Source organism: Agromyces sp. NDB4Y10, from assembly GCF_001620055.1.
Taxonomy (GTDB): Bacteria; Actinomycetota; Actinomycetes; order Actinomycetales; family Microbacteriaceae; genus Agromyces; species Agromyces indicus.
In genome coordinates, this window is sequence record NZ_LQGY01000055.1 from 127,062 (window position 1) to 145,482 (window position 18,421).

At 68.4% G+C, this 18,421-nt stretch carries 17 protein-coding genes; 8 read left to right on the top strand and 9 right to left on the bottom strand.

Annotated elements, in window-relative coordinates; all coding sequences use genetic code 11:
• Positions 1 to 90: 90 nt before the first annotated feature.
• The 7 genes from AVP42_RS12880 (at position 91) to AVP42_RS12910 (ending at position 6,385) form a co-directional block, all read left to right on the top strand.
• Complete coding sequence (locus AVP42_RS12880; protein WP_067949635.1) at positions 91 to 300, top strand: heavy-metal-associated domain-containing protein; 210 nt, start codon at positions 91 to 93, stop codon at positions 298 to 300.
• Positions 281 to 1,270, top strand: a complete 990-nt coding sequence (locus tag AVP42_RS12885; RefSeq protein ID WP_157356839.1) for a heavy-metal-associated domain-containing protein — start codon at positions 281 to 283, stop codon at positions 1,268 to 1,270. The genes AVP42_RS12880 and AVP42_RS12885 overlap by 20 nt, the downstream gene beginning before the upstream one ends.
• Before the next feature lie 28 nt (positions 1,271 to 1,298).
• Positions 1,299 to 3,620, top strand: coding sequence for a cation-translocating P-type ATPase (locus tag AVP42_RS12890; protein ID WP_067949639.1), 2,322 nt, complete (start codon positions 1,299 to 1,301; stop codon positions 3,618 to 3,620).
• Positions 3,621 to 3,647: 27 nt separating this feature from the next.
• Positions 3,648 to 3,908 (top strand): YHS domain-containing protein, encoded by a 261-nt coding sequence (locus AVP42_RS12895; RefSeq protein ID WP_067949641.1) that lies wholly within the window; start codon positions 3,648 to 3,650, stop codon positions 3,906 to 3,908.
• Positions 3,909 to 4,088: 180 nt separating this feature from the next.
• Positions 4,089 to 5,525 (top strand): MFS transporter, encoded by a 1,437-nt coding sequence (locus tag AVP42_RS12900; RefSeq protein WP_067949642.1) that lies wholly within the window; start codon positions 4,089 to 4,091, stop codon positions 5,523 to 5,525.
• A gap of 190 nt (positions 5,526 to 5,715) precedes the next feature.
• Positions 5,716 to 5,997, top strand: coding sequence for a metal-sensitive transcriptional regulator (locus tag AVP42_RS12905; protein ID WP_067949643.1), 282 nt, complete (start codon positions 5,716 to 5,718; stop codon positions 5,995 to 5,997).
• Between the two features lie 46 nt (positions 5,998 to 6,043).
• Positions 6,044 to 6,385, top strand: a complete 342-nt coding sequence (locus AVP42_RS12910; RefSeq protein WP_067949645.1) for a heavy-metal-associated domain-containing protein — start codon at positions 6,044 to 6,046, stop codon at positions 6,383 to 6,385.
• Between the two features lie 147 nt (positions 6,386 to 6,532).
• On the opposite strand, the gene AVP42_RS12915 is transcribed toward AVP42_RS12910, so the two are convergent.
• The 9 genes from AVP42_RS12915 to AVP42_RS12955 all read right to left on the bottom strand — a co-directional run bounded on the left by AVP42_RS12915 (position 6,533) and on the right by AVP42_RS12955 (position 17,885).
• Positions 6,533 to 6,910, bottom strand: coding sequence for a hypothetical protein (locus AVP42_RS12915; protein WP_067949646.1), 378 nt, complete (start codon positions 6,908 to 6,910; stop codon positions 6,533 to 6,535).
• Positions 6,911 to 7,319: 409 nt separating this feature from the next.
• Positions 7,320 to 7,997: a M23 family metallopeptidase gene (locus tag AVP42_RS12920; RefSeq protein WP_067949647.1), complete on the bottom strand. Its 678-nt coding sequence runs from the start codon at positions 7,995 to 7,997 to the stop codon at positions 7,320 to 7,322.
• 373 nt (positions 7,998 to 8,370) lie between these two features.
• Positions 8,371 to 8,862, bottom strand: a complete 492-nt coding sequence (locus AVP42_RS12925) for a universal stress protein (RefSeq protein ID WP_231878624.1) — start codon at positions 8,860 to 8,862, stop codon at positions 8,371 to 8,373.
• 423 nt (positions 8,863 to 9,285) lie between these two features.
• The gene (locus AVP42_RS12930) at positions 9,286 to 12,240 is read right to left on the bottom strand and encodes a glycosyl hydrolase family 65 protein (protein ID WP_067949649.1); all 2,955 of its coding nucleotides are present in this window, start codon (positions 12,238 to 12,240) and stop codon (positions 9,286 to 9,288) included.
• Between the two features lies 1 nt (position 12,241).
• Positions 12,242 to 14,647: a phosphoketolase gene (locus AVP42_RS12935; protein ID WP_067949653.1), complete on the bottom strand. Its 2,406-nt coding sequence runs from the start codon at positions 14,645 to 14,647 to the stop codon at positions 12,242 to 12,244.
• Between the two features lie 170 nt (positions 14,648 to 14,817).
• Entirely contained in the window at positions 14,818 to 15,756 is a 939-nt protein-coding gene (locus AVP42_RS12940; RefSeq protein ID WP_157356840.1) for a F510_1955 family glycosylhydrolase, read from the bottom strand.
• A complete protein-coding gene (locus tag AVP42_RS12945; RefSeq protein WP_231878625.1) occupies positions 15,753 to 16,478 on the bottom strand; it encodes a M23 family metallopeptidase in 726 nt (241 codons plus the stop codon). Before AVP42_RS12945 ends, AVP42_RS12940 begins: the two co-directional genes overlap by 4 nt.
• Before the next feature lie 248 nt (positions 16,479 to 16,726).
• Complete coding sequence (locus tag AVP42_RS12950) at positions 16,727 to 17,329, bottom strand: DUF305 domain-containing protein (protein ID WP_067949659.1); 603 nt, start codon at positions 17,327 to 17,329, stop codon at positions 16,727 to 16,729.
• A 79-nt stretch (positions 17,330 to 17,408) separates the two neighbouring features.
• A complete protein-coding gene (locus AVP42_RS12955) occupies positions 17,409 to 17,885 on the bottom strand; it encodes a hypothetical protein (protein ID WP_157356841.1) in 477 nt (158 codons plus the stop codon).
• A 201-nt stretch (positions 17,886 to 18,086) separates the two neighbouring features.
• Between AVP42_RS12955 and AVP42_RS12960 the strand changes: the two genes are divergently transcribed.
• Positions 18,087 to 18,368, top strand: coding sequence for a metal-sensitive transcriptional regulator (locus AVP42_RS12960; protein ID WP_067949830.1), 282 nt, complete (start codon positions 18,087 to 18,089; stop codon positions 18,366 to 18,368).
• Positions 18,369 to 18,421: the final 53 nt, after the last annotated feature.

The window sequence follows — 18,421 nt, forward strand, 5'->3', positions numbered from 1 at the left end:
ATGAGAGCCTCCTGATCTGGAATACCCCATGGGGGTATATGGTTGGCATCATAACCCAATACCCCACCCCCGTATCGAAAGGATGAGGCGATGAGCGTGTTCGAGTACCAGGTGACCGGAATGACATGCGGGCACTGCGAACTGTCCGTGCGCGAGGAGGTCTCTGGGCTTCCCGGTGTGAAGACGGTGGACGTGTCGGCGGTGACCGGCCGCCTGGCCATCAGCTCCGATGCGGAGCTCGACGACCGAGCAGTCCTCGCGGCTGTGGAGGAGGCCGGCTATGTCGCGCAGCGCCGCTGAGATGAGCACGCCGCTCCGACTCGGGCTCTACGGAGCAGGTCTTGCCGCAGCGTTCGGCGTGGCCCTGGCGGTCGGTCCGATATTGGTACCGCCGAGCACCGTCACCGCGTGGGCCGAGCAGAGCGAACACGAAGGAGAGGAGCACGAAGTGCAGAACGAGAAGTCGGTCCCGGCCGAGGTGCCGGGGCTGTCGATCGAGGCGGACGGGTACCGGTTCGCCGACCTCGCCGCGCCGGCCGGGACAGATGAACTGGGTGAGCTGCGGTTCCGGATCCTCGGCCCCGCCGGGGAGCCGGTGACCGAGTTCGACGTCACGCACGAGAAGCAGCTGCACCTGATCGCGGTGCGCACCGATGGCAGCTCCTTCCGGCATGTGCACCCGGAACTGGACACGGACGGCACCTGGAGCATCCCCTGGACGTGGGAGGCTGCGGGCGCCCACCGGCTCTTCGCGGACTTCCGTCCCACCGGACACGACCGCACCCTGACGCTCACCAACACCGCGCAGGTGAACGGGCACGTCCACGCCGCGGAGGTCGCGGCATCCGGCGACCGCGTCGCGGAGGCCGGACCGTTCACGGTCGAGCTTGCGGGAGACCTCGAGGCGGGTATGCAGACGGAAGTCGTGTTCACGGTGCGCCGTGACGGGCGGCCGGTCATGGATATCGAGCCCTACCTCGGTGCGGCGGGCCACCTCGTCATGCTGCGAGCCGGCGACCTCGGCTACCTGCACGTGCACCCGCTCGACGAGGCCGAGACATCGGGTGCAACTCGCCTCGGACCCGACATCCGCTTCGGCGCGACGCCGCCGACCGCCGGCGGGTACTTCCTCTCCCTCGACTTCCAGGTCGACGGACGGGTGCACACGGCGTCGTTCGCCATCGACGCCGCCACCGCCGACGCCACCGCGTCTGCTGAGCCCCCGACCGGAACACACTCCGATACCGGCGCGCACGGCGCCGGGCACTGACATCCGACAACGAAGGAAGGAACGCCCGATGAACGCGAGACCCCCGCAGAATCCACCGCCATCCGGTGTCATCGAACTCGAGATCGGCGGGATGACCTGTGCCTCCTGCGCGATGCGGATCGAGCGCAAGCTCAACAAGCTGGACGGTGTCAGCGCGACGGTCAACTACGCCACTGAGAAGGCCCGCGTCGAGCTGCCGGCCGGCGTGAGCACGGCCGAGGTGATCGCCGAGGTCGAGAAAACCGGCTACACGGCGGAACTGCCCGCACCCGCGAACACGTTGCCCTCCCCCGCCGCCGGCCGTGCGGAGGACGGCGAGCTGCGGTCCCTCCGGCAGCGGCTCACCGGCTCGGTCGTGCTGTCGATCCCGGTCATCCTGATGGCGATGATCCCGGCCCTGCAGTTCCCGTACTGGCAGTGGCTGTCACTCGTTCTCGCCGCCCCGGTGATCGTCTGGGCGGCCTGGCCGTTCCACCGTGCCGCCTGGGTGAACCTGCGCCACGGGGCCGCAACCATGGACACCCTCGTCTCGGTGGGCACCTCTGCGGCCCTGCTGTGGTCGGTCTACGCGCTGTTCCTCGGAACCGCCGGGCAACCGGGCACGACCCACCCGTTCGAGCTGACCGTCGCGCCCTCCGACGGCGCCGCCAACATCTACCTGGAGGTCGCCGCCGGGGTGACCATGTTCGTCCTCGCCGGCCGGTACTTCGAGAAGCGATCCAAGCGCGCGGCCGGAGCGGCACTTCGGGCGCTGCTCGAGCTCGGCGCGAAGGACGTGGCCGTGCTCATCGACGGGCGCGAGGAGCGGATTCCCATCGATCGGCTCACCGCCGGCGACGAGTTCGTCGTGCGCCCGGGCGAGAAGATCGCCACCGACGGCGTGATCGTCGAGGGCCGCAGCGCCGTCGACCAGTCCATGCTTACCGGCGAGTCCGTGCCGGTCGAGGTGGCGGTCGGCGACGCGGTCGTCGGCGCCACCGTCAACGCGGGCGGCCGGCTCGTGGTGCGTGCCACCCGGGTCGGCTCCGACACGCAGCTCGCGCAGATGGCCAGGCTCGTCGAAGACGCCCAGTCGGGCAAGGCCCAGGTGCAACGGCTCGCCGACCGGATCTCAGGCGTGTTCGTGCCGGTCGTGCTCGCGCTCACCGTCGCCACGCTCGGCGTCTGGATCGGCGCCGGGTTCCCGGTCGAAGCCGCATTCACGGCCGCCGTCGCAGTGCTGATCATCGCCTGCCCGTGCGCACTGGGCCTTGCCACGCCGACCGCGCTCCTGGTCGGAACCGGTCGCGGCGCGCAGCTCGGCATCCTGATCAAGGGCCCCGAGGTGCTGGAGTCCACCCGGAAGGTGGACACCGTGGTGCTCGACAAGACCGGCACCGTGACCACCGGTCGGATGACGCTGCTCGCCGTGCACACGGCCGCGGGGGAGTCCGAGACCGACGTGCTCCGCATCGCCGGCGCGCTCGAGGACGCCTCGGAGCACCCGATCGCCCGCGCGATCGCCGCCGGCGTCACCGCTCGCGTCGGCGATCTCGCCGCGGTCGAGTCGTTCGAGAACGACGAGGGGCGAGGCGTGCACGGCATCGTCGAGGGACACCTCGCGGTCGTCGGCAGGGAATCGCTGCTCGACGACTGGGTCATGCCAGTGCCCGAAGACCTGCGCGCCGCCAAGCTCGCTGCGGAAGCAGCAGGCCAGACCGCGGTGCTCGTCGCGTGGGACGGCGCCGCCCGCGGCGTGCTCGTCGTCGCCGACCAGGTCAAGGACACCAGCCGTGAGGCGATCGCGGAGCTTCGCCGGCTCGGCCTCACCCCCGTGCTGCTGACCGGAGACAACGCCACCGTCGCCCGGCACGTCGCCGACGAGGTCGGCATCGACGAGGTCATCGCCGACGTGCTTCCCGCCGAGAAGGTCCGCATCGTGCGCGACCTGCAGGTGTCGGGCAAGGTCGTCGCGATGGTCGGCGACGGCGTGAACGATGCCGCCGCCCTGGCCCAGGCCGACCTCGGCCTGGCTATGGGCACCGGCACGGATGTCGCGATCGAAGCCGCTGACATCACCCTCGTCCGTGGCGACCTCCGAGCCGTGGCGGACGCCATCCGTCTGTCACGCCGGACCCTCGGGACCATCAAGGCCAACCTGTTCTGGGCGTTCGCCTACAACGTGGCCGCGATCCCACTGGCCGCCCTCGGCCTGCTGAACCCCATGCTCGCCGGCGCCGCGATGGTCTTCTCCAGCGTCTTCGTCGTCAGCAACAGCCTCCGCCTGCGCACCTTCCGCTCGCGGACCACCGGCGCCACCGGCGCCACCCCCACCGCGACCGCCCCGGCGCGGGAACTCGAACACGCGTGACGCACGCGAACTGAAAGGACACCCCACATGAGTGCACACTGCTGCAGCCCCGGCAACGTAACCGGCAACGCCCACGGCCACGCCGCGAAGCCCGCCGACGCGACCGACCTGCTCCGCGGACCCGACGCCCTCGCCGAGTGCCGGGTCATGCCCGGCAGCGTCGTGGTCAAGGCCGACGCCGAGGCGGCCGGTCTCTACCGCGACCACGACGGAGAGCGCTACTGGTTCTGCTGCGCCGCCTGCGGCCCGCTCTTCGACGCTGCCCCGGAGAAGTACGCGATGGCCTGATCGCTCGCCGCGAAGGGGTCGACGACCATTCCGTCGGCCCCTTCGACGTGCCTGCCTGCGCCGTTGATTACGGCTGAACCGACGTCGCGCGCACCAGCCCTTTGGAGGACTTGGACGGAATACCCTAGGGGGGTATATGTTATACCCCAGTGGGGTATTGCCCCGGAAGGAGATCGGATCATGTCGCAATCAACCAACGCGCCGGCGAAACGCCGCTGGCTCGGGCTCGCGCTCATCGCCGCCGCCCAATTCGTCGTCATCATGGACACGTCGATCATCGGCGTGGCCCTCCCGGACATGCAGGCAGAACTCGGCTTCACACCCGAGTCGCTGTCCTGGGTGTTCAACGCCTACGTCATCGCCTTCGGCGGCCTGCTGCTGCTCGGCGGCCGGCTCTCAGACCTCCTCGGGGCACGGAAGGTGTTCATCGCGGGATGGATCGTCCTCGCGCTCGGCTCAGTACTTGCGGGCGCCGCCTCGACCGTCGGCGTCGAGATCGCCGGCCGCGCCGTCCAAGGTGCCGGCGCGGCATTGATCGCCCCGGCTGCGCTCAGCCTGCTGATGGCACTGTTCGGCGGAACCGCCGACCTCCCCAAGGCGTTCGCCGTCTACGGCGCCGCAGCCCCCATCGGCGGAACGGCCGGAGTCTTCCTCGGCGGGGTGCTCACCGAGTACGCCAGCTGGCCGTGGGTGTTCTACATCACCGTCCCGATCGCAGTGGCGGTCATCGCCCTCGCTCCGGGAGCGCTGCCGCGCATCGCGGGCCAGCGCGGCACGGTCGACATCCTCGGTGCCGTGACCGGCACTGCAGGACTTGCGGCGCTCGTCTACGGCATCGTCCGGGCGCCGGAGGTCGGCTGGGCATCCGCCGAGACGCTCATCGCCCTCGGCGCCGGCATTGTGCTGCTCGCCCTGTTCTTCGTCGTCCAGGCGAAGTCGCGCCAGCCACTGCTGCGGCTCGGGATCTTCCGCACGCCCCAGCTCGGCGCGGCGAACCTGGCGCAGCTGTTGCTCGGGGCCGCGTGGGTGCCGATGTGGTTCTTCCTGAACCTCTACCTCCAGCAGGTCCTCGGCGCAGGCTCGTTCGCCGCGGGTGCCGCGCTCCTGCCGATGACTGCGCTCATCGTGCTCGCCATGACCACGGTCGCACCGCGCCTGCTGGCCCGGTTCGGCGCGAAGTCCCTCATCGTCGCAGGGTTCGCGTTCCTTGCAGCGGGACTCGTCTGGCTCGGCTTCGTCCGGCCCGACGGGAACTACGTCGTCGACGTGCTGCCCGCCTCACTGGTCGCCGCGTTCGGCATGGCCCTCGCGTTCGTTCCCTCGCTCGGTACCGCGATCGGTGTCGCCCGTGCCGAGGAGACCGGTGTGGCATCCGGACTCGTGAACACCAGCTACCAGATCGGCTCGGCCGTCGGGCTGGCCGCGGTGACGGCGCTCAGCTCCGTGGTCATCGGAAGCGGCACGGGGGCAGAGTCGCTGACCAGCGGGTACTCGGCGGCGTTCATCGGTGCCGCCGTGGTGGCAGCCGTCGGCGGACTCATCGCCGTTGTCACGCTCCGCGGTGCACGACCCAGCGCTTCCGTTTCGGAAGCCGAACTGGCGACGGTCGACGCCTGAGGCTCAGGATGCGAGGGGAGCGCGGGTCGTACGACCCGCGCTCCTTCCGCCCACAGTGGGAACCGCACTCGACGCTGCTCAACCTCCGCCTGTCCATCGTCGGGGGCACGGCCGTCAACCTGCTCCGAGCGCCCCAGATCACCCTTGTAGCTTGCTATACTGGTACCCCTATGGGGTATGGAGGCTTTGCATGAACGGTTACGTCGCGAATAAGGAAGACCTGCTGAACCGGCTTCGCCGCGCGGAAGGGCAGGTGCGTGGCATCCAGCGGATGGTCGACGAGGACGTCTACTGCATCGATATCCTGACCCAGGTCTCCGCTGCCACGAAAGCGCTCGAGACCGTCGCCCTCTCCTTGCTCGACGATCACCTCAGCCACTGCGTCGCCGAGGCGAGCGCGGAAGGCGGGCCGGTCGCCGAGGAGAGGCTGCGCGAGGCGAGCGCGGCGATCGCCCGCCTCGTTCGATCCTGACCGATTCCGACCGGCCACCCCGGACAACCAGCCAATAGGAGCAACTATGTGCGGTACCAGCACGACGAACGACCTCGGCCTCACCGACAAGAACAGTGGATGCGCGTGTGGCGGTCACTCCCATGAGCAGTCCGACGTCCAGGTCCACGACCAGACCGCAGGGCCGGTGATCCGCGAGCACTACCAGGTGAACGGGATGACCTGCGGCCACTGCGTTTCCAGCGTGACCGAAGTACTCTCCGGCCTCGAGGGAGTTCAGAGCGTCAGCGTTGACCTCAACGCCGGCGGCACCTCGCGGGTCATGGTGGTCAGCTCCAAGCCGATTCCCGCTGAAACGGTCCGGGCGGCGATTTCCGAAGCCGGGTACGACCTGCTGACCGCAGACTGACGATTCCGGCTTCATCCGGTCAGCCCGCCTAGGCAACCCTTGGCGTCTCGCCGCAGCTCGATGAACGCGAGCAGCGCGGGGTCGGCTCCCCCTGGACGCGGAAGAGGGCGGGAAACCCGCCCTCTTCTGCTCAATTGGACTTCTCGATCACGGGTCCACGAAGATCCAGAGGCCGCTGTCGCGATCGCTGGCGAGAACGTAGGTCATCCCATCCTCACCGACGAACGTCTCGACGCCCCAGAAGTCGTTGCCGGCCTCATCGAGGTAGCCGCCGACTTCCACGAGCTCGCATCCGCTGGTGTCGGTCACGGTCTCAGGGTCGTACGGTTCGCCGTCGCACATGATCTGGATCGCCCGGAGGCCGCCCGAGTAGTAGGCGAGATAGGCGAGCGACGGATCCTGCGGGTCGACCGCCACCTCGTGCACCGAGAGGTCGCCGTAGCCGAACGCGTAGTCCGGGTCGTGCGCCTCGTCGATGGCGAAGGTGTCGAGTTCGGTAATGGTCGCGGTGTCGTAGAGGTGCACGTAGCCCCATCCGTCGAAGATCGAACCGACCTCGATGCGCTCGCCGACCGTGCCGATCGCGATGTCCTCGGGGTAGCTCCACGGACCTTCGACGGGGTCGAGGCCGAACAGCTTGTGGAACGCCTCGTGGCGTGTCTCGTGGACGCCTGACGGTCGTCAGACGGGCACAGGATAGACCCGAGGATTGGTCGTGTCCACGGGGCGGACAGCGGCAGCAAGCGCGATGCATAAGTAGTGGCGAACACCACTTCTAGCGGGTGTCGCACCGGCCCATCATTGGCCCCGCAGGCGTCAGAAGCGCGTTAGCGTGAGTCACGAAGACCTCCGGTGGCTGATGCGAGTGCGGTGACCCACATCGTCCCGGAGGTCTTCGCTACATCACACGTTCACAACGTGCCGGGAACTACAGCTAGCCGACTCGGGCCGCCAACCAGTCGTACCCGTCGAACCGGACCCCGTCGGTGCCGTACATCTCGAGATGCAAGTGGGCGCCGGTGGACTGTCCGGTGGAACCGATCGATCCGATCTGCTCGCCCGCCGAGACGGTGTCTCCCACTTCGACCAGTCGGGATCCGTAGCTCATGTGCGCGTACAGGCTCGTGACGGTTGAGCCGTCGACCTGGTGTTCGATCTCGATCATCACGCCGTAGCCGCCGCCGGCATCCGTGGAACTGATGACGGTGCCGGCCGCGACGGCCATCACCGGCGTGCCGTCACCCGAGTTGAAGTCGACGCCGTCGTGGTCCGTCGAGCATCCGGCGCATGGTGCCGTCCGAGGGCCGAACGGGCTGCTGATGCGGTCGGGATACAGCACCGGCCACGCCACGACTGGACCGTTGAACACGGGCGCCGCCTCGAGCTCGGCTACGGCGATGGGAGCCGGGGGCGGGGGCGGGGGCGGAGCGGATTCAACGACGTACGTACCCGGGGTGATCGTCGACACCGCCGCGTCTGCGGCCACTTCGAGCGACTGAGGGTCGCCCACGATCGCTGCCGTCTGGGATGTCGCACTGGTGTCGGTGTGGCTGGTGGTGATCGCAACGGCGGGCACGCTGGTGGCGACCGCCATGCCTCCGGCGAACAGCATCGCGGAGAGCGAAAGGACGGATCGTTTCGGCCGCCGACGCCGCGGTCTCGCTGGCGGCTCCGCCATCGAGGGTCGCTGGGAGTGTGTTTCGCTCGACGGAGCGGAGGGGCCTCGAGGGCGGAGTCGGAAGGGCGTGCTGGGGGGGCCGGCCGCACGGCGGCCGCGCTGGGAGGTGCTCATTCAGTGGGGCTAACTGGGTTGGGGGCTGGGGGATCCCGGCAACCCTAGGCGGCCTCTCTGGGAGTCTCGTGTTATCGATTTGTTACCTGGGATCGAGATGGTCTGCTTCCCACGAATCGGGGTCGGGGCTGGCTGCGCGCCTCACGGCGGGACTCGTGATGGTCCCGTGCAGAAGCCGGGGCGGCTGACGGACCTACCGATCAGGCAGGTCTTCGCGTGGGCGCACAACGAGCACCGAACACGCAGCGTGCCGGGCGACCTGGGCCGAGACCGAGCCGAGCAGCAGACCGCCGAATCCGCCGAGGCCGCGTGAACCGATGACGATGAGCTCGGCGAGTACCGAGGCCTCGACCAGGACGGATGCCGGGGATCCCCTGAGCACCTCTGCAGAAACCGGGACGTCGTCGTGCGCGACCTTGCTCAGTGCGACGGACTGGGTCCGCCGGGTCGCGTCCTCGATGTGCGAGACGTCGAGCACGCCATCCATTCCGGCGATGACGGCGGGATAGTCCCACGCGGTGAGGACTCGGAGCGTTCCCCGACGCAGGCGCGCTTCCCTGACCGCCCATGCCAAGGCGTGGATCGATGGCCTGGAGCCGTCCACGCCCACGACCACCCGGAACGCTTCTGCTTCCCTCATCAGGACCTCCCGCTTGCCTGGATGCCACGCTTCCACTCCGGTCACCGAGAGGACGCGCCCTTGGTCCCGTGGCACTCCGGCGGCGACGGGCTCACGGCGCCGACTGTGGCGGGTGCTCGATGCATCCGCCCCCGCAAGGCCGGACTTCATGCCGCGTACGCGAGCACCCCGACCATCTGCGTCTCGCCGTGGTAGAGGTTGTGGCAACCTGAGCCAGCGCCCCGGGCTGTCGGCATCGAATCGGCCGCCAGCTTGCGGCGAGGCCGTACGATGGAGGCATCCTTCCGCGGCCCCCGCCCTCGTGCTGAATGGTGTGCCCGTGGAGGTGTCACATGTCTGTGTCGTTGACGATCGTGGCAGATGCGGTCTCCGCTTAGCTGCGGGGGGCTTCGATTGGCCTTGCGGTGCCTCGAGCGTCCGCCACGCGCTTGCCGATGACGCCTTAGCCGTTCACGACGTTGATGGTGTTCATGGTGTCCTCCTCTGTCTCGATTCTGGGACGGATCCCGCGGACGCGATGAGGAACTCATGACGCTCCCCGCCCTTCAGGGCGGCGGTGGCCTCGCCGACTCGGACGCGAAGCGCAGCGGCGCGACTCGGCTGAAGCGAGAGTTCGACGCATCCCGGGGTGACCTGGACGTCGACGCGATGGCCTCGATAGGCGAACTGGAAACCGGCCCGCCGCAGACGTGCGGGCAGACGTGGCGAGAAGTGCAATTCCCCCTCCGTGACCCGGAGCCCGGCGAACGAGCGCATGACGATGTCGATGGTGCCCGCCATGGCACCGAGGTGGATCCCCTCGCGGGTGGTGCCCCATTGCGTGTCGTCGAGGTCGGCGATCAGCGCCTCGCGGAACAGCTCCCAGCCCCTGTCGGCATCCAATCCCGCAAGCACCGAGGCGTGGACCACCCGACTCAGCGTGGAACCGTGACTGGTTCGCGACGAGTAGTACTCCACAGTCCGGACCACGTCTTCGTCGGTGAATCGGAATCCGAGGTGCTCGAGCTGTCCTCGCAGCCCGTCCATGCCGAGGAGGTAGACGAGCATCACGACGTCGGGCTGCTTGGCGGCTTTGTAGCGGTTGGTCGAATCGGCTTCGGCTTCGAGGATGAGATCCAGACGTCCGATGTTCCCGTAGCGGGCGCGGTAGCGGGCCCAGTCGAGCTCCGCGAGGTTCTCGTATCCGTCGAACTGGCTCAGGATGCCGTCGGCGTGTCTGGAGACGGCGAGGCGTGCACCGACATCCGCCCATTTCGCGATCTCGTCGTCGCGGACCCCGAGCCTCTCCTCGAGCTCCCCGCGGAAGTGACCCTCCAGGACGTCCAGTGCCTCGCACGTTCGAGCGCAGAGCCAGGAGACCATCACGTTGGTGTAGGTGTTGTCGCGCAGCCCGCTTCCCGGGGCGTCCGGGTAGCCGTCGTGGTACTCATCTGGTCCCATCACCCCGGAGATGTGGTACCGGCCGTCGTCGGCGTCGAACTCGGCGAGCGAGACGAAGTACCGGGTCACCTCGACCATGAGCTCCGCCCCACGCCGCGTCAGCCATTCGACGTCGCCCGTGACCTGGAAGTGCTGCCAGGCGTTCCAGGCGATCGCGAGGCCGACGTGTCGCTGGCGCCGCGAATTGTCCGGCATCCAGCGCGTCGAACGGGAGTTGTAGAGCAGCGCGGGCGTCTCCTCGCGTCCGTCGCTGCCGCTCTGCCAGGGAAACAGAGCGCCATCCCGCCCGGTTCGGCGTGCCGCCCGTCGGGCAGCGGGGAGCCGTCGCCAGCGGTAATCGAGGAGCGCTTCGGCCACCTCCGGCAGCCGCAGTCCGATCACGGGCAGGACGAACACCTCATCCCAGAAGATGTGTCCTCGGTAGCCCTCGCCGTGGAGGCCTCGGGCCGGAACGCCCGCGTCGGCTTCGGCGGTGTGCGGCGAGATGGCCTGGAGGAGGTGGAAGATGTGCAGGTTCAGGACAAGCTGGCTCAGAAGGTCGGCCTCGAGCGTCACGGCGAACCGGGCCCACAACAGCCGCCACGCAGCGCCATGCCGATCACGGAGCTCGTCGATGCGGGATGCCGCGTCGCGGACCCGGTCGACGGCCTCGTCTCCGGGCGAGGAGATCGCCGTGTCTCGCGATGTGAAGGTCGCTGCGACCTTCATGAGGGTCACGGGCTTGCCATCGCCCACCGACAGGTCGAACTCGAACTCGTGGCGCCGACCTGACGCGATGACCTTGCGTGTCGGGATAACGTCGGTCCCGCGGACGGTCATGTGCGCGGCGGTGGCGATTCGGATGCCGCTCTGCCGGGTCTCCACCTCGCACAGGAGCACGGGGCCCTCGACGCGAAACGTGGGCTCGGCGAGATGCGTCGAATCGCTGCCGACGTAGGAGGAAACGTTCGTATTCCGAACTCCCGCGTCGATGCCCGCGCGGAACGTCACCCGGCCGCTCCAGCCGATCGGCGTGACGGTCGTCTCCTGCATCGCCAAGTGCGGATCGCCCATCGAGACGACGGCGCGCTGGATCACGGAGAGCCGGCCGGCATCAGGGCCGTGGAGGATGACCCGCCTGATCGAGACGGCATCATGCAGGTGAAGATGGTGGCGCTCCTCGGATGCGGCCACGGCGCCGCTCGACCACCATGCGCCGTCCTCCATGCGCAGGTCGAGGGGCAGCCAGTTGGGTGCGTTGACGAGATGCTCCTCGGCCAGCGCACGGCCGTGGATGGTGCTCTCGAGCCGGTTGTAGATGCCCGCGAGGTAGGTGCCGGGGTAGTGGGTGCCGTCGTCCGAATGCTCCGGACGCGCACCACGCGTGCCCATCCAACCGTTGCCGAGCGTCGTCAGGGCTTCCCGATGGCCTTCGTGCGCTGGATCGAAGCCACGATAGCCGAGCACCCATGGATCGGTTCTCGAGGCACCGAGGTCGAGCTCACTTACGTCATGGACGACAAGGTCCGCGCCTGCAGCCTCGAGCTCGGCCCTCGGCTCGAACCGGTCGATGCCGACGACCAATCCGAAGCCCTCGCGCTTCGCGTCCTCGACACCGGCGACCGTGGTGTCGATGACCACGGTGCGCTCGGACGTCACACCCATCCGCCGCACCGCCTGCCGCAACGGTGAGGCGTGCGGGCCGCCGGTGGCGCGGACGTCCTCGATCGTGGTGGCATCGACGATGACGTCGACGAGGTCGGACAGGCTCGCTCGGACGAGGAGCTGATGCGCATCTCGATCCGGGGCGATCACGCCGGCAGGCAGGCCGGCGTTGCGAATCCGTTGCAGCAGCGCGACGGTTCCCGGCAGGGGCTGCAGCGAGCCATCCGGATAGATCGGAGCGACGACTGCATCGATGCCCATCAGCACCCCGTGGGTGTCTCCGAACGCCTCGTCGGCTGGGAGGAGGCGAGCCCCGGAAGCGGGTGCTGACTCGGTCATCTCAGCCTCGTGCTTCTGCCGGCTCCGTCGACGTGGAATCGCGCCAGACCCAATCCCGGATCTCGGGCAGGTCGTCCCCGTGCTCTCGGATGTACACGGTGTGCCTGATGAGGCGGTCGCGCAGCTCCTCTCGGACGTGACTGGAGACGTCCCGCAGGCTCGGAACGCGGTCGATCACGTCGAGGGCGAGGTGGAAGCGGTCGATCTCGTTGAGCACGCACATGTCGAACGGCGTCGTGGTCGTGCCCTCCTCCCGGTAGCCGTGGACGTGGAAGTTCGCGTGGTTCGCCCGGCGATAGGTGAGGCGGTGGATCAGCGACGGGTACCCGTGGTACGCGAAGACGACAGGGACGTCGGTCGTGAACAGCGCGTCGAAGTCCTCATCCGCCAGTCCATGCGGATGAGCCTGACGATCCTGCAGCCGCAGGAGGTCGACGACGTTCACCACGCGGATCCGAAGGTTCGGGAAGGCGTCACGAAGGATGGACACCGCGGCGAGCGTCTCGAGCGTGGGCACGTCACCGGCGCACGCCATGACGACATCCGGCCGCTCCCCTTCGTCATTGCTCGCCCAGTCCCAGATGCCGATCCCCTTGGTGCAGTGCTCGATCGCGGCTTCCATCGACAGGAATTGCGGCTGGGGCTGTTTGCCGGCGACGATGACGTTGACGTACTGGCGGCTGCGGAGGCAGTGGTCGGCGACCGAGAGGAGGGTGTTCGCGTCCGGGGGCAGGTAGACGCGGATGACGTCGGACTTCTTGTTGACGACGTGGTCGATGAACCCGGGGTCCTGGTGGGAGAACCCGTTGTGGTCCTGCCGCCAGACGTGGGAGGTCAGCAGGTAGTTCAGTGAAGCGATCGGGCGCCGCCAGGCGATGTCGTTGGTGGTGGTCAGCCACTTGGCGTGCTGGTTGAACATGGAGTCCACGATGTGGATGAATGCCTCGTAGCAGGAGAAGAAGCCGTGGCGTCCGGTCAGCAGGTATCCCTCGAGCCATCCCTGGCAGGTGTGCTCGGAGAGGATCTCCATGACCCGTCCGTCGGGCGCGAGGTGATCATCGCCGGGGATGATCTCGGCGTTCCACGTGCGCTCGGTGACGTCGAGGACGGCATTGAGCCGGTTGGAGTTGTTCTCGTCGGGAGCGAAGACCCGGAAGTTGTCGGCGTTGTCCGACAGCATATCCCGTAGGAACCCGCCGAGCGCACGAGTCGACTCCGCGTCAGATCCGCCGGGCGCCGATACCGGTATCGCGTATTGCCGGAAGTCCGGCATGCGGAGCTCTCGCAGCAACTGCCCGCCGTTGGCATGCGGGCTCGAGCTCATCCGGCGGGTCCCCGCAGGATGCAGGTCGGCGATCTCGGCGGCCGGCGCACCGCGCTCGTCGAAGAGTTCGTCCGGACGGTAGCTGCGAAGCCACCGCTCGAGGATCTCGCGATGCGCGTCGTTCTCGCGTGCCTCGGCGAACGGCACCTGATGGGACCGCCACGTCCCCTCGACGGGCTTGCCGTCCACTTCGGCCGGTCCGGTCCAGCCCTTCGGGGAGCGGAGCACGATCATCGGCCAACGGGGCCGTTCGGAGTGGTCCTCCTCGCGGGCGCGGCGTTTGATCTCCTCGATCTCGTCCAGGCACTCGTCGAGCGCTCGGGCGAAGTCCTGGTGCATCCGCGCCGGGTCGGAGCCCTCGACGTAGCGCGGGCTGTGCCCGTATCCGCGCAGGAGGTGGTCGAGTTCTTCCGGGGTGATCCGGGCGAGGACGGTTGGACTGGCGATCTTGTAGCCGTTGAGGTGCAGGATGGGCAGGACGGTGCCGTCGCGTCGCGGGTCGACGAACTTGTTCGAATGCCAGCTCGCTGCGAGCGGGCCGGTCTCGGCTTCGCCGTCACCCACCACCGCGGCGACGATGAGGTCGGGGTTGTCGAAGGCCGCACCATACGCGTGGGAGAGTGCGTAGCCCAGTTCGCCGCCCTCGTGGATCGAGCCGGGTGTCTCCGGGGCGACGTGGCTGGGCACGCCGCCGGGGAACGAGAACTGCCGGAACAGCTTCCGCATGCCCTCGGCGTCTTGCGTCACGTTGGGGTAGGTCTCGGTGTACGACCCTTCCAGCCAGGACGCTGCGAGTGGTCCGGGCCCGCCGTGGCCGGGACCCATCACATACATCATGTCGAGGTCGCGTTGGGTGATCGCCCGGTTCAGGTGGGCGTAGATGAAGTTGAGCCCCGGTGTGGTGCCCCAGTGGCCGAGCAGTCTCGGCTTGATGTGCTCGGGACGAAGCGGCTCCCGCAGGAGTGGGTTGTCGAGCAGGTAGATCTGTCCGGCCGACAGGTAGTTGGCGGCCCGCCACCACCGGTCGATCAGCTCGAGCCCGAGCTCATCCCGGGTGGTCGCCGTGTGATTCGAAGGCGACATGTGGTGCTCCTCTCCATGAATCCGTGCGGTCATGTCCGGGTGCTTTGCTCTACCTCGCCGCGTCACGCGGACCTCGCCTTCCCCAGAGCAGTTTCGCCGTTCATCTGCTTGCCTGCAGGGCCTGAGGTCCCGCGCGTACGTCGCCCTGGTCGGCTCAGCGTCGACACCGGTCAGCCCGCCATCGGGAGGAGCGTCGTGACGGTGTCGCCGAAGTCGTCGGTGGCGATGAGCCCGCGCTGGTCCGCGATCAGCAGCCACGGGGCGGCTCCGCCGACATAGGAGAAGGCCTCGGGAACGCCGTCGGTTCGGCCGTGTGGGGTCCAGGTCGTTCCGTCGTAGCGGTGGATGACGCCATCCGTGTCGATGCCGAGGATCTCGCCATCGTCCGTGACGGTGACCAGGTACAGCGGGGGCGCATCGGGCACCGCCGTGAAGGTGGCACCCGCGTCGTCGCTGCGGACGAGTCCTTGGGCGGTGGTGGCATACAACCGGTCGGGACGTTGAGGGTCGGCGGCGAGGTCGCGGGCTTGGATGGATGCCACGGCGCGCCATGACCCTCCAGTGTCGTCGCTGACTCGGACGGTCGCGTCGGAGGCATCGTGACCGTAGATCCTCAGCTCACCGTCGGGGAGTTCCGCCGTCTCGAGGTCATGGAAGTCGATCTGACCTCGGAGCGAGACCGGCACCCAGGTCTCGGCTCCGTCGGTGCTGGCGATCAAACCGAGGTTCGGCGGGGTGAGGTCTGGTTGATCTTCGGGATCGGGGTGTCCGGAGCCGAGCAAGAGGCCCGGGCGGGCCACGGTGAATCCCATCGTGTCCTGCGCCCTGCCGGCGACCTGGGTCGCGACTGACGGACCCAGCCCGCCGCCTGGGTAGGTTTCGGGGAGCTCGTCGGTGGGCACCACCCAGACGCCGTTGTGCGCGGACGCGTAGGTGCGTCGGCTCTCCGGGTCGTAGTCCAGCGCATGGATGTGACCGAGAACGGGGTCCTCGGTCGGGTCAGGGACCGCGGGTGGCGCACTGGTGCAGGCGCTGAGTGCGGCCACGGATGACGCCATGGCGGCCATCGTCAGCAGAGCTCGAGCGCGGGGCAGGATTCGGCGGGTCATGGGATCACCCGTTCACTCAGCCACGCGTACGGGTCGGTGGGGGTAGTGCCGTCGAGGAGGATCTCGAAGTGCAGGTGCGGGCCGGTGCTCTGGCCGGTGTTGCCGACCATGCCGAGGATGTCGCCGACATCCACGGACTGGCCCTCGCTGACGGTGACCGAGCCCGGCTGCATGTGGGCGTACACACTGGTGACGCGTTGGCCGTCGATATTGTGATCGATCGTCACGTACACGCCGAGGCCCCCGTTGTCGACGCGGGAGAGCTCACCGACGACGCCGGTCGAGATGGCCTGGATGGGCGAACCGTTCCCCGGGTTCATGTCGATGCCCTTGTGGAAGCTCGAGCAGCCGAAGCAGGGTGGGATGCGCGGGCCGAAGTCGGTGCTGATCGGAACTCCGGCTCGGAAGGGCCACTGGATGGGGCCGGAGTAGTTGGTGAATGTCGCCGCCATCTGCGCGTAGCTTCCGGAGGTCCGGGCTCTCGCTGAGACGTAGTCCTCATGCGCGAGCGGGCTGATCGTCACCTCGGCGGGCACGGACACGGTCTGCCCGTCCAGCGCGGGCGCCGCCGCGGCGGCGTGCCACGGTTGTCCTGCTGGGGCGATTGCGAGAGCCGGGACGGACAGGCTGAAGGCCATAAGGGAGACCGCGGCGATGGCGGTCGCGGTCGACAGCGATCGGCGCCGACTGCGTCGAGCTGGGCGGGCGACCGGTGCCGGCACGGGGGACGTCTTCCGCGAGCGGGGCCGGTGCCTGCGCGCGGTCGATTCGGCGAGGCGGAGTTCGCGTCGAGTGGTCGGGGCGGGCCGGCTCATGCGTCGCGGCCGATTCGCGCGGGTACGGGCGTGGGACAGGGGGGCATGGTGTCTCCAGGGAAGGCGGGTGGGGGCCCTGATCGGGACATGATCGGACCCCCACCCTGGTGAGATGCGGCCGGCGGGGGAGCAAGCCGCATCCGTCTCGGGGAGGGTCAGAGCGCGGCGAGGAGGTCCTGCATCTCGGCGATCTCGTTGGTCTGATCCTCGATGATCCGCTCGGCCAGGGCGACGGCGTCGGGGTTCTCGCCGTTCTCGACCTGGACCTCGGCCATCTCGATGGCGCCTTCGTGGTGCATGATCATCTGCTCGAGGAACAGGGCGGATGCCTCGGCGCCGGTGGCATCGTTAAGGCGGCCCATGTCCTCCTCGGACATCATTCCGTCACCCATGGCGCCCATGTCGTGACCCATCTCGCCCATGCTCTCGTCCGCCCCCCACTGATCGAGCCAGTCCTTCATCTGGTCGATCTCGGGCTGCTGGGCATCCTTGATCTGTCCGGCGAGCTCGCGGACCTGCTCGTCGACACCGTCCTTCTCCAGGAGGCTGTCGCTCATCTCGATCGCCTGCTCGTGATGCGGGATCATCATCTGCGCGAACGTCACGTCCGCGTCGTTGAAGACCGCTTCCGCCGTCGGCGACGCCGACGCGGCCGGAGCGTTCTCGGTCTCGTTCTGCTGAGTGGCCGTGCATCCGGCCAGGGTGAGGGCGGCCACAAGTGCGGTCGCCGCGGTCAGGGTGGTGCGTGCGGTGAACATGCCGTTCCGTTCTGTCGATCTCGAAATCTGGTATCAGGAGCGCAGCAGTCCGAAGGGTCGGACGAGCCGCCTGCCTGAATCAGGTTCGACTGATCGAGAGAACGTGCAGGTCGGGTCGGCGATGACCCGCGAAGATCTCGCGCGCGCCGAGTCGGACGGCGCCGCCAGCGTCGAGGAGGAGTCGGAACATCGCCGGGCGCGATGCGAGGGCGAGCATGATCCCGAAGGCGATCATCATGGCGCAGGCCAGAGCCGCTGCCGCGCAGCCGAGCAGGTCGGCCGCGCAGTCGCTGCCGCACTCGGCGACGACCGCGGTCGCCCCCGCCACCACGGTCGCCATCGTTGCCGCCAGCGGCGTTGCGTCAGTTCCGCCGTGCTCGTCGGCGTGCGTACCGGTGCCGGTCGACACCGCCGCATGCGCGACGTGCTCGGACCCGCTGTCGTGCATGGCGACCAGTCCCAGCGCGACTGCCGCCATCAGCATCGCGCTGAGCAGTGCGCTGCGAGCAGTCCGCACACCGGGGAGGACGACACGGCGAATGGCAGTCAGACCCATGTCACCTCCGATTCGTCGCGTGCGGGCAGCAGCCGGATACCCGCACAGAGTACTCCACCAGCCGGACCGTCTTGCTGAGATCGCCGCGCCGAGCTCGCCGGACCGGGTTCTGCGCGATCCTCCCGGCGGCCGACCCGATGGGACCTCCGTCCCATCGGGTGGTACCCCGGATGGGTATTTTTGGTGCTGGAGGTGGGCGTGATGCAGGGGTACACGGGGAATAGGGCCGCGCTGCTGGCCAGACTCGGTCGCGCCGAAGGGCAGGTGCGTGGCGTGGCTCGAATGGTGGAACAGGACGCGGACTGCATCGACGTGCTGACGCAGATCTCCGCGGCGACGAGTGCGCTGAACTCGGTCGCGCTCGCTCTGCTCGAGGATCACCTCAACCATTGCGTGACCGAGGCCGCCGAGCACGGCGGTCAGATCGGCGCCGAGAAGCTCACCGAAGCCAGCGCCGCAATCGCCCGCCTCGTGCGATCCTGACTCCTGGATGGAAAGGACTCCCCCGATGACCGACCTGCGCACCCGCGATCTGG